We start from the raw sequence: 22837 nt of genomic DNA, 5'->3' as shown, positions 1-22837 counted from the left end.
CCGGTTCGTCCGTCGCGGTCGCCGAGTACAACCGAAGGATGAGTGACAGTGCTGTCATCGCGATCCGTCGTGACCAGAACCCGTTCGGTCGGGACGGCGTCGTCCGCGACGCCGGCGGGGTGCCCCGGTACGCGGATGTGCCGGCGACGCTGATCGACGTCCTGCGGGATCGTGCGGCAACCGCACCGCAGGACGAAGCTGTGGTGGAACTCGGTGGTCGACGCCTGACATATGCCGAGCTGTGGGATGCGGCGCGTCGGGTGGCCGGCGGCTTGCGTGCGCAGAAGGTGGCGAATGGCGATCGCGTCGCACTGCGGTACGCGGCAGGCGCCGACTGGGCGGTGGCGTTCTGGGGCACGCTGTTGGCCGGTGGTGTGGTGGTCGCGGTGAACACGCGGATGACCGAACCCGAGGTGGCCTTCGTTCTCGAGAACTCCGGGGCCGCCATCGACCTGGCGCCGGGCACAGCGCTGCCCGACGGCGAGCCCCATGTCGTCGAGGGCGCCGGCGCGGACGATGTCGCGGCGTTGTTCTACACCTCGGGCACCACCGGACGACCGAAGGGTGTGCCCACCACGCACGCGGGGTTCGTCACCAACGCCGAGAACATGATCCGGTGTTCGGGTATCACCCGTGACCTGGGCGCCGACTACCGCACCCTGATCTCGGTGCCGCTGTTCCACGTGACCGGCTGTAACTCCCAGTTGTTGGTGGCCGCCTACGTCGGCGGCACCTCGGTGATCATGCCGCAGCTCGACGTGGCCACCATGGCCGAGGTCGTGGTCTCCGAGCGCATCGGATATCTGATCACGGTGCCGGCGGTGTATGCACTGCTGCTTCGATATCCCGCCTTCGCCGAGGCGGATGTGTCCGGGGTGCGGGTCGTCGGCTACGGCGGGGCGCCGATCGCGCCGTCGATGGTGCGGCAACTCAAGTCCGCGTTCGGCGAGGCCACGGTGATGAACGGCTACGGGATGACCGAATCGGCGTCGCTCATCACGGTGCTGCCCGACGCGGACGCCGTCGACCATGCCGACTCGGTCGGCTACGCGGTGCCGTCGGTGGACATCGGCATCGTGCCGATCGCCGACGACCCGACCGTCGGCGAACTCGTGGTGCGCGGCGCCAACGTCACCGCAGGCTACTGGGAACGACCGGATGCAAACGCCGACACCATCATCGATGGGTGGCTGCACACCGGCGACGTCGTCCGCGTGGATGATGCGGGTCGCGTGTACATCGTCGACCGCATGAAGGACATCATCAACCGCGGCGGCGAGAACGTGTCCAGCATCGAGGTGGAGGCGGTCCTGCTGTCGGCGCCCGGTGTGCTGGACGCCGCGGTCCTGCCGGTACCCGACGAGGTGATGGGGGAGAAGGTCGGCGCGGTCCTGGTGGCGGAGTCCGGTGACCTCGACGTCGCCGCGGTGCTGCAGCACTGTCGGCAGAACCTGGCCGACTTCAAGATCCCGCAGTTCGCATCGGTGACCGGAGAAGCGCTGCCGCGCAACGCCGGTGGCAAACTCCTCAAGCGCAACATCCGGGATGAGGTGCAGTGGGGAGACCCGTTGCGGTAGCGGCGGTGTCAGTTCACCACGTAGGACGTCATCGACAGCGATCCGTAGGAGCAGCCGTCGACGAGGACCGTCGACGACGAGTCGTCGGTGGTGGCGGCCGCCAGGCCTGCGAGATACACCGACGGCAGGAAGTGATCGGGAGTGGGCACTGCCGCCGCGTAGTCGCCGTGACCGGCCAGCGCCGGGTAGTCGGCGGGTGCGCCGAGCATGGCCTCGCGGGCGGCGTCGTCGAAGCGCTGGGCCCAGTCGTAGCCGGCCTCCGGCAGGGAGAAGTCGACGGCCCGCAGGTTGTGCACGATGTTGCCGCTGCCCAGGATCAGCACGCCGGACTCCCGCAGCGGTGCCAGGCGTGCGCCGAGATCGAAGTGATAGTCGAGGTCGCGTTCGCCGTTGATGCTCAACTGCACGATCGGGATGTCGGCGTCGGGAAAGGCGTGGGCGAGCACCGACCACGCGCCGTGGTCGATACCCCAGCTGTCGGTGTCGGTGCCCACCCACGTCGGTTTCGCGACCTCGGCGACCTCACCGGCCAGATCCGGTAACCCCGGTGCCGGATAGTCGAATTCGAACAGCTCGCGGGGGAACCCGTAGAAGTCGTGGATGGTACGCGGCCGCGACATCCCGGTGACCGCCGTGGCATTGATGTACCAGTGCGCGCTGATCACGAGAATGGCCCGCGGTCGCGGGACAGACCGACCGAACTCCGCCCACGCCTGGGTGAAGCGGTTGTGCTCGATGGCGTTCATCGGGCTGCCGTGCCCGAGGAACGCCATCGGCATCGTCGAGGGTGCGGGAGTGGTCATCGTCGGTCCTTCGCGGATGTCGAACAGGGTGCATGAAGTTTCATGTACTGGCGAGTGTACGACGATCTACATGAAAGTTCAACAAGTTGTTACGCTGTCACCATGGCGCTCACACCGGACGAACAGCGGGCGTTTCGGGGGTTCCTGACGCTGTCGACGCTCCTCGACGACGCGCTCGACGTCCAACTCCGCCGCGACAGCGGACTGACTCACTCGCAGTACATCATCCTGTTCCGGCTGTCCGAGGCGCCCGATCGGACCATCGGCATGCGGCGCCTGGTGGTGCTCGCGCAGAGCGAGCAGAGTCGGTTGTCGCACTCCGTGACCGCGATGGAGCGCCGCGGGTGGGTCCGCCGGATCAAGTCGCCCACCGGCAATGACCGCCGCGCGGTGTCGGTGATGCTCACCGATGCCGGCATGGATCTCGTGCAGGCGGCGGCGCCGAAGCATGGCGACGAGGCGCACCGACTGATCTTCGACGCGCTGGACGCCGACGATCTGGCGCACCTCAACTCGGTGATCGACCGCATCCTCCCGCACATGGCCGAGCTCGGCCTGGATCTGCCCTTGCCGCAGGAAGACCCGATCATGTGGGAGGGTCGGAGTGACCCACGGTCGGGGCAGTGATCGTGGACGATCGAGCGATCGATGGCGAGGGGATCGTCGAGACCAATCGCAGGTATCGGCCGTGGTTGCGCGCGTAGTGTCACTGCGGTGACCGAAACGCTTCTGGTGGATGTACGCGACGGCGTCGCACTCGTGACTCTCAACCGGCCGCAGGCACGCAACGCGCTGAGCCCGGATCTGGCGCACGGCCTGAGTTCTGCGCTGCGCCGACTCGACGCGGACAACGCCGTGCGGGTCATCGTGCTGACCGGCGCCGACCCGGCATTCTGCGCCGGCCTCGATCTCAAGAGCCTGGCTGCCGACGGACCGGCGTACCTGGAGGCCATCCGCGAGTCGAACTGCATCCGCCTCGTCGGTGAGCTCGCCACCCCCGTGATCGGCGCCGTGAACGGGGCGGCCTTCACCGGTGGATTCGAGATCGCGCTCGGATGTGACTTCCTCATCGCCAGTGACCGAGCGAACTTCGCCGACACCCACGCCCGGGTGGGCGTGCTGCCCGGTGGCGGGATGACGGTGCGGCTGCCCGATCGTGTCGGTCCGGGTTGGGCGCGGCGCATGTCGTTCACCGGCGACGTCGTGGATGCCGATCTTGCGCTGCGCATCGGGCTGGTCACCGAGGTCGTCGCGCACGATGACCTCGTCGGTCGTGCGCTGGAGGTGGCGCGGCGGATCGCCGACACCGACGGTCAGATGCTGCGCTCGGTCAAGCAGATCTACGACGCCGGCTGGGATGCGACCACCGGGCCGGCTCTGGCGGTCGAGGGTGAGATGGCCACCGCGACCACACCGGACTGGGACGCGTTGGAGTCCAATCGGCGCAATGTCATGGCGAGTAACCGGGCGCAGTTGTAGGGCTGCCGGCAGTCGGGGCCGGGCTCAGAGTGCGGCCGCGCGCCGCGCCAGCGCCAACTCCCGCACCCGCGAGATGTCCTCGTCGGTGAACATCCCGTTGACGCCGGAGATCGCCGCCAGCTTCATGCCGTGCTTGAGCCCGATCTGGTAGATCTCTTTCACCTTCTCCCAGCTGATGTTGCGGCCGACGGTGAAGGTTTCGTAGCGGCCCTCGAGCGCGAGTGCGACCGTTTCGGCGAGGCAGGCGTAGGCCACATGCGGCGGCAGGCCGATGTCACCGAGGTGCACGTCGGTGCCGGGCAACTCGATCTCGCCGGACTCGATGACGAGGACGTCGGGACGCTTGGCGACGTCCTCGGGCGGCAGGTCGAGTGGACGGGCGACGTCGGTGATGATGCACCCCGGTTTGACCGCCATGATGTCGAGCACCCGCTTGCCGGCTCCGGAGGTCGCGGTGACGATCAGGTCCATCTCGGGCAGTTGCGCGTCCGGGGTCGCGGCGACGTGGATCGTGGCGCGCGGGTGAGCACGCTCGATGTCGCTCTTGAGTTCGAGCAGCTTCGCCGATTCCGGTGAGACGAGCCAGAGTTCGTCGGCGGCCAGCGCCAGCAGGCGCGCACACACCGAGCCGATCGACCCGGTGGCGCCCACGACCATCGCCTTGCCCTTCAGTCGGCCGTGCTCGTCGCGTTCGGCGAGTCCGAGGCGGTCGAGCGCGTCGTGGGCGGCCCACAGGGCACCCGAGGCGCTGTAACTGTTGCCGGTGGTGATCGGCAGGGGCGCCTTCATCGCGACGGTGACGCCGGCGTCGCCGACGACCTTGGTGAATGCGCCGAGCCCCATGATCTGGGCGCCGAGCTTCTTCGCCGTCTCGGCGGCGGCGAGCAGGCGGGCGTAGGTGAACTCGGGGCTGTGCGCCATCAGTTCCTTCGGAGTGCCGCCGACGCTGATCAACCAACCTTCGGCCTCGGCGCCGGTCGGGGAGACGATGCCGGTGATGTGGCTGTAGACGAACGGTGGCGCGTAGGCCAGCATCTTCTCGATCGTGTCGGTCACCACCGCGGGGGTCACGCCGGTGATGGTCCGCAGCGGTTGGACCTTCGTGAAGTTCTCCTGGGAGAGCGGATGGATGACGAACGCGAACCGGCTCTTGCGTTTGGGCCCATTCGGAAACAGGAGCCGGGGTTCGATGCCGGCCGAGGTGATCATGTCGAGCAGATCGTCGTCGGAGAGGACGGCGGACTCGTGCACCGACGCCATCATCAGTGCTTCGAGGACGGCGGCGTTGACGGTGACCGCAAAGGGTTGTGGCGTCGCATCGATCACCATATCCACTCCGCGGGAGGCGAGTTCGGTGAGCCGCTCGTCGTCGATCGAGGCGGTCACCAGGGTCTTGCCGGCGAGGTCCTCGAGGCCGAAGCCGGCCAGCTCTTCGTAGGTGGCGACCACCACATCGGCTTCCCGGGCGGCTGTGCGCGCCATCAGTCGATCGTTGACGAAGTGGGGAATGCCGATTCGGGATCGGATCGGATCGGGCAGAACCTGCATCGACAGGGTGCCGACGTCGGCGAGCATGGCGAGAGCCGGGACCGCATCGAGTCGGGCCGGGATGTCGAAGGGCAGCAGCGGGTCGGCGACGGTGATGTTGTCGGTGTACTCGCGCAGGATCCGTACCGTGCGGTCGTGGTTGTCGCCCCCCAGGGCCGCCACCCGGGCATTGTTGAAGAGCCCGGGCATCTCGTCTTGGACGTGGCGGATGGCCCACTCCTGCAGGATGTCCCGCAGCCGATGACCGTCGGTTACCAGCGTGTCGGTGACCGCTCGCCGGACCTTCTGCAGCGCGGCGAGGTCACCGCGGTAGAGGCCGACGGCACGCGCCTCGCGGATGCCGGTCACCGCGACGACGGTGGCGCCGCGCTCCTGCCACGACCGGGCCAACGCCTCGGCATCGGCGAGGTTGCCGTCGGTGCCCTGTCGCACGATGCGAAACCGGTGATGCAGGAAGTTACCGGTGACGTCGTAGTCACGCTGCGACGAGGCCAGGCTGACGTTGGCGATGAGTCCGGAGGTGTGGGCGACCATGATGATTTCGATCCTGTGCGGTGGGGTGCGTCAGACCATGGCGGCCGAGCCGATGGCGGGGTGCGCGAGCATGAAGTCGAGCAGCCGGTCGGCGTAGTCGGCGAACGGTGGACATTCGACACCGGTCCCGTCGAGCTCGGCGACGGTGTTCGTCGTCGAGTACGAGGTGCGGGTGGAGAAGTAGTCGATCACCTCGGCGGGCATGCCGAGAGCCCATTCGAGGCCGGGAACGGTGTTCAGCGCGGTCCGCACGATGCCCAGCGGCACCGGGAGGTAGACGACCCGTTTGCCGAGGTGGTGGGCGAAGGTCTGCGCGACCTCCGCCGCGGCCGGCGGTTCGGGGTCGGTGAGTGCGTAGGTGCGGCCGACCGTCGCCTCGTGCACCGACAATTCGTCCATCGCGGCGATGACGAAGTCGCGCGGCACGAGCGAGGTCCGTACCGTCTTGTCGACGGCGGGCAGCATCGCGACGGGCAACCGTTGGCGGCGCAGGAATTCGGCGACGAAGTACGGCCCGTCGTACTTCTGCGTCTCGCCGGTGACGGAGTCGCCGACGACGATGCCGGGACGGTAGATCGTCGCCGGCAACCCGTCGGCGATGACGGCCCGGACCAGCTTCTCCGCCTCGAACTTGGTTGTCTCGTAGTGGTTGTAGAACTCCTGGCCGACGTCGAGATCGTCCTCGCCGAACTCGCCGTCGTACCGTCCGCTGACATAACAGGTGCTGACGTACTGCAGGCGGCGTAGTCTGCTCAGTCCCTGGCAGAACGCGATGACGTTGGCGGTGCCGTCGACATTCACCTTCTGCGCGATTTCGAGTCCCACCGCGAGGTCGTACACGGCGGCCAGGTGCCACACCTCGTCGACATCTCGTGCGGCATCGGCACCCAGGCCCAGACCTGCCACGGTGATGTCGCCGACGACGAGTTCGGTGCGGTCGGCGATGTCGGGATGGGCCTGCTCGATGGTGGCGAGCCGCTCGCGAGCGGTGTCGAGATGGCGATCCTGAACAACACACAGCATCGTCGAACCTGACCGGCGGGCGAGCACACGCGGCAACAGTGCTGATCCGAGAAAGCCGGGGAATCCTGTCATCAGCACCGTTGACATCCGGTCGCCTCCTCGTCGAGCAGCGACGCGTCGAACGGCGCCGCTACCCGAACTATATTGCGGCCGGCGGCGGTTGCAGTCGGGCTCTCGGCCACCGGTGGTGGGACCTTCGGCCCTTTCTCGTCGTGGGTGGGGAGCGCAGCGTCGGGTGTTGAGCGTGGCTGCGACCATGAGTGTGACCCACTTCATAGCGTCGGTAAGGTTGAGCGGAATGGACTCAACTTAGCTGGCGTTACACCTGCCGAATGGCTCATACTTGAGCCTGTTGGACTAAAGAGAGAAAGGTACACGCCCGTGGACAGCTTCAACCCGACCACCAAGACGCAGCAGGCCCTGAGCGCCGCTGTGCAGGCGGCGGCCTCTGCTGGCAATTCCGACGTGCGCCCGGCTCACATCCTGGTGGCGCTGCTCGACCAGTCCGACGGCATCGCCGCACCGCTGCTGAAGGCGGTCGGGGTGGACCCGTCGACGGTTCGGTCGCAGGCCCAGGCGCTGGTGAGCCGCGCTCCGACGGTGTCCAGCGCGAGTGCGCAGCCGCAGCTCTCCCGCGAGTCGATCGCGGCGATCAGCGCAGCCCAGCAGCTCGCCGGTGAGCTCGACGACGAGTACGTCTCCACCGAGCACATCCTCGTCGGCCTGGCGACCGGCGACTCGGACGCCGCCAAGCTCCTGGCGAATGTCGGCGCGACTCCGCAGGCCCTGCGCGACGCCTTCGTGTCGGTGCGCGGCAGTGCCCGCGTGACCAGCGAGGACCCGGAATCGACCTATCAGGCGCTGGAGAAGTACTCCACGGACCTGACCGCAGCCGCTCGGGAGGGCAAACTCGACCCGGTCATCGGCCGTGACACCGAGATCCGCCGCGTGGTGCAGGTGCTGAGCCGCCGCACCAAGAACAACCCGGTCCTCATCGGTGAGCCGGGCGTCGGCAAGACGGCCATCGTCGAGGGACTGGCGCAGCGCATCATCGCCGGCGACGTCCCGGAGTCCCTGCGGAACAAGACGGTCATCTCCCTGGACATGGGTTCGATGGTGGCCGGCGCCAAGTATCGCGGCGAGTTCGAGGAGCGTCTGAAGGCGGTGCTCGACGAGATCAAGGGATCGGCCGGTCAGGTCATCACCTTCATCGACGAGCTGCACACCATCGTCGGTGCCGGTGCGACCGGCGACTCCGCGATGGACGCCGGCAACATGATCAAGCCGATGCTCGCCCGCGGTGAGCTGCGGCTGGTGGGCGCCACGACGTTGGAGGAGTACCGCCAGCACATCGAGAAGGATGCTGCCCTCGAGCGACGCTTCCAGCAGGTCTATGTGGGTGAGCCGTCGGTGGAGGACACCATCGGCATCCTGCGTGGGCTCAAGGATCGCTACGAGGTGCACCACGGTGTGCGCATCACCGACTCCGCGCTGGTGTCGGCGGCCACGCTGTCGGATCGCTACATCACCTCACGTTTCCTGCCGGACAAGGCGATCGACCTCGTCGACGAGGCCGCGTCGCGGCTGCGGATGGAGATCGACTCGCGGCCGGTCGAGATCGACGAGGTCGAGCGCATCGTGCGCCGCCTCGAGGTCGAGGAGGTCGCCCTGCAGAAGGAGACCGACGAGGCCTCGAAGGAGCGCCTGGAGAAGCTGCGCGGCGAACTCGCCGACCAGAAGGAGAAGCTCAACGAGCTCTCGGCCCGCTGGCAGTCGGAGAAGACCGCCATCGACGCCGTCCGTGACGTCAAGGAGGAGCTGGAACGTCTTCGCGGAGAGGCCGATCGCGCCGAACGCGAGAGCGACCTCGGCCGTGCCGCCGAGCTGCGCTACGGCAAGATCCCCGGCCTGGAGAAGGAACTGGCGGCGGCGCTGGAGAAGACCGGCACCGACCCCGGCCAGGACGTGATGCTGCAGGAGGAGGTCGGACCCGACGACGTGGCGCAGGTCGTGTCGTCGTGGACCGGAATCCCCGCCGGCCGCATGTTGGAAGGCGAGACCGCCAAGCTGCTGCGCATGGAAGACGAACTCGGACAACGGGTCATCGGCCAGAAGGTGGCGGTGCAGGCGGTGTCCGACGCGGTGCGGCGTGCCCGTGCCGGCGTGGCCGATCCGAACCGTCCGCTGGGCTCGTTCATGTTCCTCGGCCCCACCGGCGTCGGCAAGACCGAGCTGGCCAAGGCGCTGGCCGAGTTCCTGTTCGACGACGAGCGTGCGATGGTGCGTATCGACATGAGTGAGTACGGCGAGAAGCACAGCGTCGCACGGCTTGTCGGTGCACCTCCCGGCTACGTCGGCTACGAGGCGGGCGGTCAGCTGACCGAGGCGGTGCGGCGCCGTCCGTACACGGTGGTGCTGTTCGACGAGATCGAGAAAGCCCACCCGGACGTGTTCGACGTGCTGCTGCAGGTGCTCGACGAAGGTCGCCTGACCGACGGTCAGGGACGCACGGTGGACTTCCGCAACACCATCCTCATCCTCACATCCAACCTGGGCGCGGGTGGTGACAAGGACCAGGTGATGATGGCCGTGCGCAGTCGGTTCAAGCCGGAGTTCATCAACCGGCTCGACGACGTCATCGTCTTCGACGCGCTGAGCCCGGAGGAACTGGTCTCCATCGTCGACATCCAGCTCGCTCAGCTGGGCAAGCGCCTGGCGCAGCGTCGGCTGGAGCTCGAGGTGACGCCGAAGGCCAAGGAATGGCTGGCCGAACGTGGTTTCGATCCGCTCTACGGTGCCCGTCCGCTGCGGCGGCTGGTGCAGCAGGCGATCGGCGACCAGCTCGCGAAGTCGTTGCTGGCCGGCAACATCCACGACGGCGACGTCGTGCCGGTGAACGTGGGTGCCGACGGGGAATCGTTGGTGCTCGGCTGAGCCGGCAGAGTCGGTACTGACTGGAATCGGCTCTCTCAGGTCGGTCCGAGGGGATATCCCCTCGGTGCCCGCTGAGGGAGCCGATTTCGGTCATGGGCAGGGGTTGCTGAGTGCGGGTTTCGCTATGCGGCCTGGCCGGGCTCCAGCTGCGCCCGCAGTCGGCGCATGCCGTCGCGGATGCGCGACTTCACCGTCGGCAACCCGATGTCCAGACGCTCCGCCACCTCTCGGTAGGTCAGACCCTGAAAGTAGGCCAGTTCCACCGATTCTCGCTGTAGTGCGGTGAGCGCCTCCATGCCGTCGCGGACCTCGCGGCGGCGTGCCCGCAATTCCACGGCGTCGGACACCTCGTCGACTTCGCGGGGTCGTGACGCGAGCCCGAAGGTGGTGCTCCGACGCTGTGCCGCGGCCTCCGCGCGCACCCGGTCGACGGCACGACGATGTGCCAGCGTGATCAGCCACGCGAGGGCCGATCCGGCGGCCGGGTCGAAGGATCCGGCCGAGCGCCACACGTGCAGGTAGACCTCTTGCGTGGTTTCCTCGCTGTACCCGGGATCGCGCAGCACGCGCTGCACCATGCCGAACACCCGCTCGCAGGTGTGATCGTAGAGCTCGGCAAAGGCGGTGTGGTCGCCGTCGGCGACGCGGCCGAGCAAGCCGGCGAGGTCGAGGTCGGACGGAGCGACCGGTCCGATCGCCGGTGCGCGCGGACTGTCGAGAACCGTCATCGATCATCCCGTTGCATCATGCTGCCTCCTCCGATGTCCCCACGGTATGTGCGTGCGGCCCCTGCAAGCGCCACCGAGGATGCATCTGCGATCCGATCGCAACGCACGATAACGAGAAGATAACGACGCGGACATGGCTCGGAGCGCTTGACCCTGACACCGTGTGAGACAGGAGTGTGATCGTGTCATGTTCACCATCGGAGATTTCGCCACGATGGGTCGGGTGTCGGTGCGAATGTTGCGCCACTACGACTCGATCGGGTTGCTGCAACCGGCACGGGTCGACGCGTTCACCGGCTATCGGTACTACGAGGCCGAGCAACTGCGCCGACTCAATCGGCTGGTCGCGCTGAAGGATCTGGGGTTCACCTTGTCGGAGGTGACCCGGATCATCGACGCCGACGTCGACACCGCCGAGTTGCGGGGCATGCTCACGCTGCGGCAATCGCAGGTGGCCGCCCAGATCGAGGCCGACACCGACCGGCTCCGACGCATCGAGGCGAGACTCCGGATGATCGAGAGGGAAGGCACCATGAGCACCAGTTCCGTCACCGTGAAATCCGTCGACGCCCTACGCATCGCGTCGGTCACCGGCGTCGCCGAGAGCACCGACTCCGCCGACGTCGGACCCGTCATCCAACGGCTGTTCGGCGAACTGTTCGCCATTCTGGGGCCGTCCGGGGTCGAGCCCGCGGGACCGATCGTCGCGACCTACGCGCCCACCGCCGACGGAAAGCTGTCGGTCAGCGCGGCGTGCACCGTCGCCGACGACGTGAGCGTCGACGGCCTCGAGGTCTCCACGCTGCCGGCGCAGGAGCAGGTCGCCGCCTACGTGCATCACGGCGAGATGGCCAACATCGGCGAGGGATACCAGACCTTGGCGACCTGGATCGAGGACAACGGGTACGTCACCGACGGCACCGCCCGCGAGGTGTATCTGGTCAGCCATCCGGAGCCGGAGCAGAAGTGGCAGACCGAGCTGCAGATGCCGATCACCGCGTCGGCCTGACGTGTCGTAGCCACCCGGTAGGGTGCCGATCGTCCGCCGAACAGAGGAGTAGCCATGTCGTTTGTGACCACCGGAGACGACGGCGTGACACGCTGCGGCTGGGCCGCGGTCGAGCCGGAGACGTCCTATCACGACGACGAATGGGGATTTCCTCTCCACGGCGACGACGCATTCTTCGAACGGGTGGCCCTCGAGGGCTTCCAGTCCGGTCTGAGCTGGCGGACCATCCTCACCAAACGGGAGAACTTCCGGGCCGCGTTCGCCGGCTTCTCCATCGAGAAGGTGGCCCGCTTCACCGAGGCCGACGTCGACCGGCTCCTCGGTGATGCGGGCATCATCCGCCATCGGGGCAAGATCGAGGCGACCATCAACAACGCCCGGCGGGCCGCGGAACTGATCGATACGCAGGGATCACTGCCCGGGTTCTTCTGGCGCTACGAGTCCGAGGCAGAACCGGAACCGCAGTCGCAGACCACCTCGGCGGAGTCGGTGGCGCTGTCCAAGGAGCTCAAGAAGCGCGGCTGGAAGTTCGTCGGACCCACCACGATGTTCGCACTCCTGCAAGCGAGCGGGATCGTCAACGACCACGCGTACGAGTGCGTGACGCGCGAGCGGGTCGCGGTGGCGCGGGCAGCGGCGCGTCTCGCAGGTCCACTGGGCTGACGCGGATCGTGTTGGGCGACGATTGCCGTGTCGGGTGACGTGGGCCGTCGACGACCCGCTCTCACCCGACCGACCCGCACCGAGAGAGCCCGCGTGCCGAGCGTGTGATTGTGATCGAAATCGGCGACTGACCAGCGGAGATCGTGTAACACAAATGTCACCTCGCACAGATTGTTGACAATCCGACAACGTCCTATCATTCCTGCATGAAACCGGTAGAGGTCACGGGCGTCCCGCAGCAGCAGGTGGGTATCGGCATGGTGTGTCCGTTCGACATGGCCCTCGATCGTGAGCTGTGGCGGTGGATGCCGGACTCGGCGTCGATCTACTTCACGCGGACCGGCTTCATCGATGCCCCGGTCGACGTCGACCTGTGCCGTGATCTCAACAATCACGCCGACATCGCCGCCGCCGTCCACAGCATCACCGCGGTCGGGCCGCGGGTGGTCGGATATGCCTGTGCGTCCGGGAGTTTCGTCTACGGTATGCAAGGTGCCAGGGAGTTGTCGCACTGTATGGTCGCGGCCGGCGCGACCGCGGCGGTGACCACATCCGAGGCGCTGGTGCGCGCGCTCGACGCGATGGACATCAGTCGGATCGCGGTGGCCACGCCGTACACGTCGGCGCTGACCGGGCTGCTCTGCGACTTCATCGGCGAGGCCGGCCGGACGGTGGTGTCGCAGGCGGGTCTGGGCCGCGACCACGAGATCTGGACGATTCCGTACGCCGTCACCTGCGATCTGATCCGACGGGCCGATCACCCCGACGCCGATGCGATCTTCGTGTCCTGCACCAACCTGTGGACCTACGAGATCCTCGGGCTGATGGAGGCCGAACTCGGCAAGCCGGTGCTGTCGGCCAATCAGGTCACCGCGTGGGCGACCTTGTCCGAGGCCGGGCTGGTGGCCGAGTCGCTGTCGGCCGACGACGGGCAGTCGCTGTTCGCGCGGGTAGCCTGACGGTCATGTCTGATGCGCAGTCACCATTCGGCGAGGCCGCCGACGCCAAATACGTTCTGCTGACCACGTTTCGCAAAGACGGCACGCCGAAACCCACGCCCATCTGGGCTGCGATGGACGGCGGCCGCATGGTGGTGTGGACGGAAACAGAGTCGTGGAAGGTGAAACGTATCCGCCGTGACAACCGGGTCGAGGTGCAGGCCTGTGATGCCCGCGGGAAGAAAAGGCGCGGCGCCGCGGTCACCGGCACGGCCGAGATTCTCGACGCGGCGGGGACCGAACGCGCCCGTGAACTCATCGGTCGCAAGTACGGACTGCTGGGCAAGGCCCTGGTTACGGCGTCGTCATGGCGGCGCGGCAAGTCGGGCACCGTGGGCATCGCGATCACGCCGTCGATGACCTGACGCTCTGCAGCCAACCGAGCCGGCCTACGGGTCGGTTCGGTAATCCGTTGTGGAGCAGACTATTTCGACAGAGATCTACGGTGCTCGCAGGCAATCGATGTGCGCCATGAGGATTCGTTCGGCTACACTGGTCCGCGGTGTGCCGGGAAGCCTGGTCGGCCACGAGGTGCTGTCGCTGGTGCGACGCCCACGTGTGAACAGTCGGCGACGAAAGGCGAAGGACACCTCATGTGGGTTCATCATTGCTCGATGAGCGAGCGCAAACACTATCTCGTGGCGAACGATGTTTCGCCATGACCGAATCGGTGTCGGCGAAACCCGTATTCCCACAAACCAAAAGGTCGTTGTCGGTCGCTAACCTCCTGCGGCGGGACGCCGTCGGTGGCTTCCTGCTGCTGGGTGCCGCCCTGCTGGCGCTCATCTGGGCGAACTCGCCATGGGGTGGCGGCTACGAGGCGCTCGGCGAGACCCAGGTCGGCGCGGATGTGGTCGGCCTGCATCTGGATCTGAGTCTGTCGGCCTGGGCGGCCGACGGCCTGCTCGCGATCTTCTTCTTCGTCGTCGGACTGGAACTCAAACGAGAGTTCGTGGCCGGCGATCTCCGCGATCCGCGGCGCGCGGCCCTGCCGATCGCCGCGGCGATCGGCGGAATGGTCGTTCCCGCAGCACTGTTCATCGCCGTGACCTACCGGCAGGGCGCGGCGGCGATGCAGGGCTGGGCGATACCGGCAGCAACCGATATCGCCTTCGCCATCGCGATTCTGGCGGTGGTCGCGACGCATCTGCCGATCGCCTTGCGGACATTCTTGCTCACGCTCGCTGTGGTCGACGACCTGTTGGCAATCACGATCATCGCGGTGTTCTACAGCGACACCATCGACGTGACCTTCCTGGGTCTTGCCCTGCTTCCGTTGGCGCTGTTCGCGATTCTCGTTCAGCGCCGCATCACATCGTGGTGGTTGCTGGTCCCCCTGGCCGCGTTCACCTGGACCTTTGTGCACGAGTCGGGGGTGCACGCCACGGTTGCCGGTGTGCTGCTCGGGTTCACTGTGCCGGTGTTGCGTGCCAACAGAACCGGCGACCGGGATGGTGGCCCCGGTTTGGCTGAACATTTCGAGCACAGGATCCGACCGCTCTCCGCGGGGCTGGCCGTCCCGGTGTTCGCATTCTTCGCCGCCGGGGTGGCGTTCGGCGGGCTCGGTGGCCTCGTCTCGGTGCTCTCCGAGCCGGTGGCGCTGGGGATCGTGGCCGGGCTGGTGATCGGCAAGGTCGTGGGGATCCTCGGGACCACATGGCTGGTGACAAAGGCGACCCCGGCAGCCCTCGACACGAGCCTGAAATGGGTCGATGTGGTCGGCGCCGCCATGCTGGCGGGCATCGGGTTCACCGTGTCGTTGTTGATCGGCGAACTGGCCTTCGCCGACGATCCCGACCGGCAGGAGTACGTCAAGGTCGGCGTGCTGTTCGGCTCGGTGCTGTCGGCAACCCTCGCCACGATCGTGTTGCGTACGCGCAACCGGCACTACCGACGGCTCCGGGAGGCCCAGGCGCGTGACGTTCACCGGTCCGACGTTCCGGCGGCCTGTCCGCGGTCGTGATGGGTACGACGTCAGGCGGACGCGGCCGCGTCCGACGTGAACAGCATGCCCAACCCGTTGGTCGTCGCGTCCACACCCACCAGTCGGGTGGCCTGCCAGACGGTGACCTGATTGGCGGTCAGGACGGGCTTGCCGATCTCGCGCTCGAGGTCGGCGACCCAGCCGATCGTGTGCAAGGCGGTGTCGGGCACCAGAATCGCCTGTACATCGGGTGAGTCGGCCGCCCGGACCATCTCGAATAGGTTGTCGCCGTCCAGGATTCCGGCTTCGGTGGCGGTGTGGATGTCGTGCGCGGACGAGGAGATCACCGTCACGCCCGCGCCGGCGAGGAAGGCCGTGAAGCCGTCGGCGACCGGGGCGGGATAGGTGGCGGCCACCGACACCGACGTCACACCGAGTTCGCGACAGGCTGCGGCGAACGCGAGGGACGTCGACGACACCGGTAGGCCCACCTGCTCGGCCACCCGGGCGACCTGCTCGTGTGCGCCATCCCAGCCGTACAGGAAGCTCCCGGACGTGCATGCCCAGATCAGGGCGTCCGGCGCGTGGGCCAGGGCGCGGTTGGCGCCCTCCCGCAAGGGCATATCGGTCCCGACGGCACGCATCGCCTCGACGGTGTGATCATCGGACTCGATCTCGGTGATGATCACCGGCAGCCGGATCGTGCCGTCGAGGGCGGTCTCGGCCAGCGGGTAGTCGTCCTCCGCCGCGTGTCCGGGATAGAGCAGCGCGACTGTCGGCGTTCTGGTTGTCACTCACATACCTCCAAGGTAGATTGTCAACAATCTACCAACAATCCTGAGATCTGCTGAAGGAACCGATGCACACAACCGCACGATGGTGCACTGCCGGCGAGTTGGCTGCAGGGTACCGGTCGGGGGCGTTCTCCCCGGTCACCGTCGCCGATGAACTACTTCAGACCATCGACGCCGAGAACCCCGCGATCAACGCCTACTGCCTGGTCGACCCCGATGCGGCGATGGCCGATGCCCGGGCGTCGGCGCAGCGTCACGCCACCGGCGTGCCACTCGGCCCACTCGACGGTGTGCCCGTCAGCATCAAGGACCTGTTCCTGACCGCCGGCTGGCCCACACTGCGTGGCTCGGAGTTGATCCACGCCACCGACGACGAGTGGGCCGTCGACGCGCCCGCGGTGGCCCGGCTACGCGAAGCCGGCGCCGTCTTGCTGGGCAAGGTCACCACGCCGGAGTTCGGATGGAAGGGGGTCACCGACAGCCCCCGGTGTGGAGTCACCCGGAACCCGTGGAACACCGAGCGGACCTCGGGGGGATCGAGCGGCGGCAGTGCGGCGGCCGTCGCCGCCGGGCTCGGTCCGCTCTCGATCGGCACCGACGGTGGCGGATCGATCCGTATCCCGGCCTCCTTTTGCGGCATAGTTGGTCTCAAACCGACCTTCGGGCGCGTGCCCCTCTACCCGGCCAGCCCATTCGGCACGCTCGCCCATGCCGGTCCGATGACCCGGACCGTGACCGACTGTGCGGTGATGCTCGATGTGCTCAGCGGATTCGACTCGCGCGACTGGTGGGCCATGCCCACCCCGACGACGAACTCCGCCGATATCCTCGCAGAAACGCCGCACGACCTGCGTGGTGTCCGCATCGCGTACAGCCCCGATCTCGGCTTCGGATTGAATGATCCTGCTGTGCAACGCAACACCGATGCTGCGGTGCAGCAATTGCGCGAGCTGGGCGCGACCGTCACCGAAATCGACCTGGGCTGGGACGACCCGGCCTGGGCCTACCACATCCTCTGGTTCAGCGGCGCCGACGTGGTGGTGCGGGCACAGGGGCCGGGTGCGCACGAGAAGATCGATCACGGGTTGGCGGCTGCGTTAGCCCGGCATGCCGGGTTCTCGGCCACCGACTATCTGGACGCCACCGCGGTGCGCATGGCACTCGGGGTGGAGATGGGAAAGCTGCATCTCGACCACGACGTTCTCATCACGCCGAGCACCCCGCGCGTCGCCTTCGAAGCCGGCGTCGACGTCCCCGCCGGTTCGGACTCACCGGACTGGACGTCGTGGACGCCGTATTCCTATCCGTTCAATCTGACCGGTCAGCCGGCGATCACCGTGCCGAGCGGCTTCGACCACAGCGGACCCGCGGCGCTGCCCACCGGTCTGCAGATCGTCGGTGCTCGTCACCACGACGACATGGTGCTCCGGGTGGCGGCGGCCTACGAGCGGGTCGCCCCGTTCGCCACACGTGAGGGGGGCCGGTGAGCGATCGGTACATCACCGTGACCCTCGAACAGCGCGGCGTGACCGCGGTGGCCAAGTTGCTCGACGATGAGGCGCCCCGCACCGCGGCCGCCGTCTGGGATGCGCTGCCGCTGGGTGATCAGGTCTATCACGGCAAGTTTGCGCGCAACGAGATCTACACCTTGGTGCCGGCCTTTGCTCCGGTGGAGCCCGGACCGGAGAACACCACCGTGACCCCGATACCAGGCGACCTGTGCTACTTCACATTCGACGGTGTGCTGGAGAATCCGGCCTACGGATATGAACCCGGTGGCGCACCAGGCAACCATCGTCTCCTCATCGATGTCGCGGTGTTCTATGGGCGCAACAATCTGCTGGTCAACGGTGACGTCGGGTGGGTGCCCGGCAACGTCTTCGGCACCATCACCGAAGGTCTCGATGAGTTCGCAGCCGCCTGCAACGACGTCTGGATGGGCGGAGCGCGTGGGGAGACCCTCTCGTATCGGCGCGCATGAGTAGAACAAAGGGGAAATGCAGATGACAGAGACGCGGCCGAGAGGGTCGGGACGAAGGCGGGTCCTGACCCCGCTCGTACAGGAGTCGACGCCGGCGATCATCGCCCGCAAACTCCACGATGCGATCGCCAACGGCGACTTCCCGCCCGGCTCCCAGCTGACCGAATCAGGGCTCGCTGCCGACCTGGGCGTGAGCCGCGGTCCACTACGCGAGGCGATGCAGCGACTCACGGCGGAGGGGCTGCTGGTCAGTCATCGAAACCGCGGGCTTTTCGTTGTCTCCATGGATAATTCGGACATTCGCGACATGTACGTGGCGAGAACCGCGGTCGAACGTGCCGCGGTGGAACAGGTGATCTATCGTGGGGATCACGACGCGATTGACGACCTGAATGATGCGGTCGCTCAGATGAACGAGTTCATCGACGACCCGAACGGGGTCGAGATGGCGGACGCCGACATGCGTTTCCATCAGACACTGGTGGAACACGCTGCCAGCCAGCGCCTTTCGAGGCTGCACGAAACAATTCTGGTGGAGACCAGGATGTGTCTGCGGGCGATGCGCGGAACGTACGCGTCGGGAAAGGAACGGATAGAAGAGCATCAGGCGCTGGTGGATGCCATCGCGGCGGGGGACGTGGCGGCAGCCGACGCGCTGATGATCGAGCACATGAACGACGGACTTCATCGACTGGTGGACGACGAGACCCCGGACCTGGTGGGCGAGGTCTCGGCGGGGTGATTGCGAGCTTGCTTCTCGTGATGTGATCGGCCTTCCCGTTGTTGCTCGATTGTCATAGTCTCATTCAGTTGAGGTAAACAGCGCGCACATGACAAGCAGCACACGACAACTGGCCGAACCATCAGAGGAAGGCGCAGATGACGAATGCCGGCGCAACAGGCGCACATGCACATCCCCGACCGGATCCGGAATCTCCCGAGGGAAAGTCGATCCTCCGCAAAGCCATCAGCGCATCTGCGATCGGCAACGCCACCGAGTGGTATGACTACGGCGTCTACGCCGCGACCGCCACGTATCTGACCGATGTCTTCTTTCCCGGCGACCTCGGAACGCTGGGCACCATGCTCGGATTCGCGATCTCCTTCATCCTCCGACCACTCGGCGGTTTCATCTGGGGGCCGATCGGTGACCGGATCGGCCGACGGTCGGTGCTCGCGCTCACCATCGTGCTGATCTCCGGCGCCACCGCCTTGATCGGTGTGCTGCCCACCCATGCCGTGGCAGGCGCGTGGGCGCCGGTGCTGCTCATCTTGCTCCGCGTGATCCAGGGCTTCTCCACCGGCGGTGAGTACGGTGGTGCCGCGACGTTCATGGCCGAGTATGCGCCGGACAAGAAGCGTGGACGCTACGGCAGTTTCCTGGAGTTCGGCACCCTGGGTGGCTTCGTCCTGGGATCCGCGATCGTGCTGGGACTCGATCTGCTGCTCAGCGATGACGCCATGGCGACCTGGGGCTGGCGGCTGCCGTTCTTCTTTGCCCTGCCACTCGGTTTGGTCGGTCTGTACCTGCGCACCCAGGTCGACGAGTCCCCGGTCTTCGAGGAGCTCGAGGAGGAGCACAAGCTGGAGGCATCGCCGGGTCAAGAACTGATCGACCTGATCAAGAAGTACTGGCAACCGTTGACCGTCATGTTCGGCATGGTCATCGCGCTCAACGTGGCCAACTACACCTTGCTGGCCTACCAGCCGACGTACCTCGAGAACACCATCGGGATGAGCACTGACACCAGTACCGCGGTCATCCTCATCGGCCAGCTGGTGATGATGGCGGTCATCCCGTTCTTCGGGGCCTGGTCGGACCGCACTGGACGAAAACCGATGTGGTGGTCATCGCTGATCGGGTTGTTCGTGCTGGCGCTTCCGCTGTACTGGCTGATGGGACAGGGATTCGGCTGGGCCATCATCGGGTTCGTCATCCTGGGGTTGCTCTACATTCCTCAGCTGGCGACCATCTCCGCGACCTTCCCGGCCATGTTCCCGACCCAGGTGCGCTATGCGGGCTTCGCGATCTCCTACAACGTCGCGACCGCCGCATTCGGTGGTACGGCTCCTCTGGTGAATGACGCTGTGGTGGAGAATTCCGGGTGGAATCTGTTCCCCGCGGTGTACATGATGGCCGCATGCGCGATCGGTATGGTCGCGGTGTACTTCCTCAAGGAGACCGCAGGCGTCTCGATCCGCGGCACCGAGATCCCGTCGAAGGAACGGGATCTGGCGATGGCTGCGCAGGCGGGCTGAGGATCGAGTCCACGGGGAGCGGTTGTGCCGGGTTCTCCGAGAGCGCCGGCCGCGCTCAGCTCAGCAAGCGCAGGGCGGTCAGCGCATAGGCTCGGGCCGCGGTTTCGAGGTCGGCGATGGCGACCGATTCGTCGGGCTGATGGGCCTGGCTGTGGATCTCACCGGGGCCGCACACGATCGACGGGATACCGAGGTCGCGGCTGACGAATCCGCCGTCGCACGCGGCGCTCCACCCTCCCACAGAGGTCGTGGCGCCGGCGTCGGTGATCGCGCCCACCGTGGTGCTCACCAGCGGATGCGACTCATCGGTGGCAAACCCCGGCATCTCCATGGTGACCCGCACGTCCACGGACACCCCGTCGGTGTCGATACCATCCTGTGAGATCGCCTGGCGCAGTTCGGCTGCGATGCGGTGGGCGTCCTCGTCGGGCATGAGACGCCGGTCGATACCCAGATTGCACGTCGGTGCAACCACGGAGATGCCCTGCCCGCCGGCTATGGTACCGACATTCCAGGTTCCCGAACCGAGCAGGTCGTCGGCGGTCATGGCGAGCTGTTCGTGATCGAATCGGATCAGGTCGATGATGGAGGCGGCTGCGTTGATGGCGCTGCGTCCGTCCGCGGGACGACCGGAATGTGCTGCGTGACCGGTGATGTCGATCTCGATGTAGGACGCACCTCGGCAGCCGCGGACCACTTCCAGTTCAGTGGGCTCGGCGACGATGCAGCCGGCGAACTCGTGATCGGGTTGCTGGGCGACGAAGTCGCGCACGCCGATGCCGTGTTCCTCCTCGTCGACGGTGCAGACCAGTTGCACCGGGCCGGTGAGTTCGGCGCCGTACGCCGCGGCATGTGACAGTGCCTGCATCGCCACCACCGCGGCGGCCAGACCGCCCTTCATGTCGGTGGCGCCGCGACCGTACAGCCGGCCATCGGCGTAACGCGCCCGATACGGGTCCGCCGACCACCCCGGTCCGGCCGGTACCACATCGGAGTGACCCAGCAGCATCAGGCCGGGGCCGTCGCCGGCGGCCATGGTGGCGACCAGATTCGGGCGACCCGGTGCCACCTCACGGGTGGTGACAGAAAAACCTGCGCTCCGGCAGGCCTTTTCGAGCACGTCGACAGCGGCGGCCTCGGTACCGCCGGGATTCTCGCTCGATGCCTCCACCAGGCTCGCGGTGAGCATTGCCACAGTGTCGGCATTGATGTGCGACAACACGCCGGCCTCGGCTTCTGACAGGGACACCTCGCCACCTCCGGCTGCTCGCCTCATCGTCGGATCGTTCTCCTACCCAGTATGGGCCATCTTCTCCAGGCTGCCGGACAGGCGCTTGATGCCCTCCTCGATCCGCTCAGGGGTGCTGGAGGCGAAGCACAGCCGCATGGCGTTGCGGAAACGTCCGCCCGGCGACAGTGCCGGACCCGGGATGAACGCGACTCCGTCGGCCAGGGCAACCTCGAACAGCTCCCGGGTGTCGATCTCGGCGAACTCGTCACGCAGCGTCACCCAGAGGAAGAATCCGCCGTCGGGGTCGGTGGTCTCGACCCGATCGCCGAGGTGGCGGGCGATCGACGCCTGCATCGCCTCCTTGCGCTCGCGGTAGAGCTTGCGGATACCCGCCAGGTGATCCTCGAGGCCGCCGCGCGCGATGTACTCGGCGACGATGTGCTGGTTGGGGACGTTGGTGCAGGTGTCCATCGCCTGTTTGCCGTTGATCAGCAACTGACGCAGGGAAGCGTCGGCGTCCACCCAGCCGACCCGCCATCCGGGCGCAAGGATCTTCGAGAAGGTGCGCACCGAGAAGATCAACGGGTCCTGCGGACTCAGTGTCTGGAAGGTGGGCAGGTCCTCGCCGGCGAAACGCAACAGTCCGTACGGATCGTCGTCGATGATCACCGCGCCCCACTTGTGGGCCAGGTGCAGCAGTTCGCGGCGACGTTCCTCGGAAAGGGTGACACCCGAAGGATTCTGGAAGGTGGGGATCGTGTAGATGGCCTTGGGGGTCTGATGCGTGTGGGCGACGAGGTCCTCGAGGGTGTCCACCTGCATACCGTCCTCGTCGGTGGGTACCTCGAGCAGCTGCGCTCCGTAGGACAGCGCGGTGGCGCTGCCGTTGGTGTAGGTGGGTGACTCGACGATGACGAGGTCGCCGGGGTCGACGAACAGTTTGCATGCGAGGTCGAGACCCTGCATGCCGCCGGTGGTGATCACCAGACGGTCGAGGCTCGACGGGTCCGGGGTGGTCGCCAGGTAGTCGACGAGCAGCTGCAGCAGGCGCGGCTCCCCCTCGGTGGCGCCGTAGGTGAACGAGGTGTGATCGAGGATCTCACCGGCGATCTGCCGGAATTCGTCGGCGGGGACGGCTTCGTCGGCCGGCGACCCCATCGCGAACCGCACGATGTCATGGGACTGGGCGGCCAGCAGGGAGGTCGACGAGTCGATCATCGAGCCGACCAGATCCTTGGCGCGCCCCGCCAGTGGCAGGGTCGGCGCCGATCGGCGCAACTCGTGGAGGTCGTGGGGGGTGTCGGTTGTGGTGGTGGTCATCGGGGTTTCACCTCTCTCGTGTCGGTCGTGGT

The 22837-nt window shown here is 66.8% G+C and carries 20 protein-coding genes; 13 read left to right on the top strand and 7 right to left on the bottom strand.

Annotation, left to right across the window (positions count from 1 at the left end):
• Nucleotides 1-38 precede the first annotated feature (38 nt).
• Nucleotides 39-1577 (top strand): class I adenylate-forming enzyme family protein, encoded by a 1539-nt coding sequence (locus NWF22_RS06965; RefSeq protein ID WP_160899995.1) that lies wholly within the window; start codon nucleotides 39-41, stop codon nucleotides 1575-1577.
• Nucleotides 1578-1585: 8 nt separating this feature from the next.
• Here the strand turns inward: NWF22_RS06965 and ygiD are convergent, their stop codons facing one another.
• Nucleotides 1586-2356, bottom strand: coding sequence for a 4,5-DOPA-extradiol-dioxygenase (gene ygiD / locus NWF22_RS06960; protein WP_160901319.1), 771 nt, complete (start codon nucleotides 2354-2356; stop codon nucleotides 1586-1588).
• A 126-nt stretch (nucleotides 2357-2482) separates the two neighbouring features.
• Between ygiD and NWF22_RS06955 the strand changes: the two genes are divergently transcribed.
• Nucleotides 2483-3007 carry a MarR family winged helix-turn-helix transcriptional regulator gene (locus NWF22_RS06955; RefSeq protein ID WP_160899996.1) on the top strand — a complete coding sequence of 175 codons (525 nt, stop codon included), beginning with the start codon at nucleotides 2483-2485 and terminating at the stop codon, nucleotides 3005-3007.
• 87 nt (nucleotides 3008-3094) lie between these two features.
• Complete coding sequence (locus NWF22_RS06950) at nucleotides 3095-3859, top strand: enoyl-CoA hydratase (RefSeq protein WP_160899997.1); 765 nt, start codon at nucleotides 3095-3097, stop codon at nucleotides 3857-3859.
• Nucleotides 3860-3883: 24 nt separating this feature from the next.
• Here the strand turns inward: NWF22_RS06950 and NWF22_RS06945 are convergent, their stop codons facing one another.
• Nucleotides 3884-5941, bottom strand: a complete 2058-nt coding sequence (locus tag NWF22_RS06945) for a DUF8754 domain-containing protein (protein WP_160899998.1) — start codon at nucleotides 5939-5941, stop codon at nucleotides 3884-3886.
• Nucleotides 5942-5971: 30 nt separating this feature from the next.
• Entirely contained in the window at nucleotides 5972-7051 is a 1080-nt protein-coding gene (locus NWF22_RS06940; RefSeq protein ID WP_160899999.1) for an SDR family oxidoreductase, read from the bottom strand.
• Nucleotides 7052-7345: 294 nt separating this feature from the next.
• Between NWF22_RS06940 and clpB the strand changes: the two genes are divergently transcribed.
• The gene (gene clpB, locus NWF22_RS06935; protein WP_160900000.1) at nucleotides 7346-9898 is read left to right on the top strand and encodes an ATP-dependent chaperone ClpB; all 2553 of its coding nucleotides are present in this window, start codon (nucleotides 7346-7348) and stop codon (nucleotides 9896-9898) included.
• Nucleotides 9899-10020: 122 nt separating this feature from the next.
• Here clpB and sigK read toward each other — a convergent pair whose 3' ends face one another.
• On the bottom strand, nucleotides 10021-10626 hold the full coding sequence (gene sigK, locus NWF22_RS06930) for an ECF RNA polymerase sigma factor SigK (protein ID WP_160900001.1): 606 nt from the start codon (nucleotides 10624-10626) through the stop codon (nucleotides 10021-10023).
• A 187-nt stretch (nucleotides 10627-10813) separates the two neighbouring features.
• On the opposite strand from sigK, the gene NWF22_RS06925 reads away from it, so the two are divergent.
• The 5 genes from NWF22_RS06925 to nhaA all read left to right on the top strand — a co-directional run bounded on the left by NWF22_RS06925 (nucleotide 10814) and on the right by nhaA (nucleotide 15259).
• Complete coding sequence (locus NWF22_RS06925) at nucleotides 10814-11635, top strand: MerR family transcriptional regulator (RefSeq protein ID WP_160900002.1); 822 nt, start codon at nucleotides 10814-10816, stop codon at nucleotides 11633-11635.
• Nucleotides 11636-11689: 54 nt separating this feature from the next.
• The gene (locus NWF22_RS06920; RefSeq protein WP_160900003.1) at nucleotides 11690-12298 is read left to right on the top strand and encodes a DNA-3-methyladenine glycosylase I; all 609 of its coding nucleotides are present in this window, start codon (nucleotides 11690-11692) and stop codon (nucleotides 12296-12298) included.
• A 206-nt stretch (nucleotides 12299-12504) separates the two neighbouring features.
• On the top strand, nucleotides 12505-13257 hold the full coding sequence (locus NWF22_RS06915; RefSeq protein WP_160900004.1) for a maleate cis-trans isomerase family protein: 753 nt from the start codon (nucleotides 12505-12507) through the stop codon (nucleotides 13255-13257).
• Between the two features lie 5 nt (nucleotides 13258-13262).
• Nucleotides 13263-13661 (top strand): PPOX class F420-dependent oxidoreductase, encoded by a 399-nt coding sequence (locus tag NWF22_RS06910; RefSeq protein ID WP_160900005.1) that lies wholly within the window; start codon nucleotides 13263-13265, stop codon nucleotides 13659-13661.
• A gap of 293 nt (nucleotides 13662-13954) precedes the next feature.
• A complete protein-coding gene (gene nhaA / locus NWF22_RS06905) occupies nucleotides 13955-15259 on the top strand; it encodes a Na+/H+ antiporter NhaA (RefSeq protein WP_160900006.1) in 1305 nt (434 codons plus the stop codon).
• A gap of 11 nt (nucleotides 15260-15270) precedes the next feature.
• Here the strand turns inward: nhaA and NWF22_RS06900 are convergent, their stop codons facing one another.
• On the bottom strand, nucleotides 15271-16014 hold the full coding sequence (locus tag NWF22_RS06900; protein WP_258321349.1) for a maleate cis-trans isomerase family protein: 744 nt from the start codon (nucleotides 16012-16014) through the stop codon (nucleotides 15271-15273).
• 65 nt (nucleotides 16015-16079) lie between these two features.
• Here NWF22_RS06900 and NWF22_RS06895 point away from each other — a divergent pair, with 65 nt between their 5' ends.
• The 4 genes from NWF22_RS06895 to NWF22_RS06880 all read left to right on the top strand — a co-directional run bounded on the left by NWF22_RS06895 (nucleotide 16080) and on the right by NWF22_RS06880 (nucleotide 20254).
• Nucleotides 16080-17501 (top strand): amidase, encoded by a 1422-nt coding sequence (locus tag NWF22_RS06895; RefSeq protein ID WP_160900007.1) that lies wholly within the window; start codon nucleotides 16080-16082, stop codon nucleotides 17499-17501.
• Nucleotides 17498-17995 carry a DUF3830 family protein gene (locus NWF22_RS06890; protein WP_160900008.1) on the top strand — a complete coding sequence of 166 codons (498 nt, stop codon included), beginning with the start codon at nucleotides 17498-17500 and terminating at the stop codon, nucleotides 17993-17995. The genes NWF22_RS06895 and NWF22_RS06890 overlap by 4 nt, the downstream gene beginning before the upstream one ends.
• 16 nt (nucleotides 17996-18011) lie before the next feature.
• Nucleotides 18012-18737: a GntR family transcriptional regulator gene (locus NWF22_RS06885; RefSeq protein WP_160900009.1), complete on the top strand. Its 726-nt coding sequence runs from the start codon at nucleotides 18012-18014 to the stop codon at nucleotides 18735-18737.
• Nucleotides 18738-18874: 137 nt separating this feature from the next.
• Entirely contained in the window at nucleotides 18875-20254 is a 1380-nt protein-coding gene (locus tag NWF22_RS06880) for an MFS transporter (protein ID WP_160900010.1), read from the top strand.
• A 55-nt stretch (nucleotides 20255-20309) separates the two neighbouring features.
• On the opposite strand, the gene NWF22_RS06875 is transcribed toward NWF22_RS06880, so the two are convergent.
• Both NWF22_RS06875 and NWF22_RS06870 read right to left on the bottom strand, forming a co-directional pair.
• Nucleotides 20310-21530: a M20 family metallopeptidase gene (locus NWF22_RS06875; RefSeq protein WP_160900011.1), complete on the bottom strand. Its 1221-nt coding sequence runs from the start codon at nucleotides 21528-21530 to the stop codon at nucleotides 20310-20312.
• 15 nt (nucleotides 21531-21545) lie between these two features.
• Complete coding sequence (locus tag NWF22_RS06870) at nucleotides 21546-22805, bottom strand: aminotransferase-like domain-containing protein (RefSeq protein ID WP_160900012.1); 1260 nt, start codon at nucleotides 22803-22805, stop codon at nucleotides 21546-21548.
• Nucleotides 22806-22837 lie beyond the last annotated feature (32 nt).

It is taken from the genome of Gordonia mangrovi (assembly GCF_024734075.1).
Classification (GTDB): Bacteria; Actinomycetota; Actinomycetes; order Mycobacteriales; family Mycobacteriaceae; genus Gordonia; species Gordonia mangrovi.
This window is presented reverse-complemented; position numbering and strand designations above follow the sequence as displayed.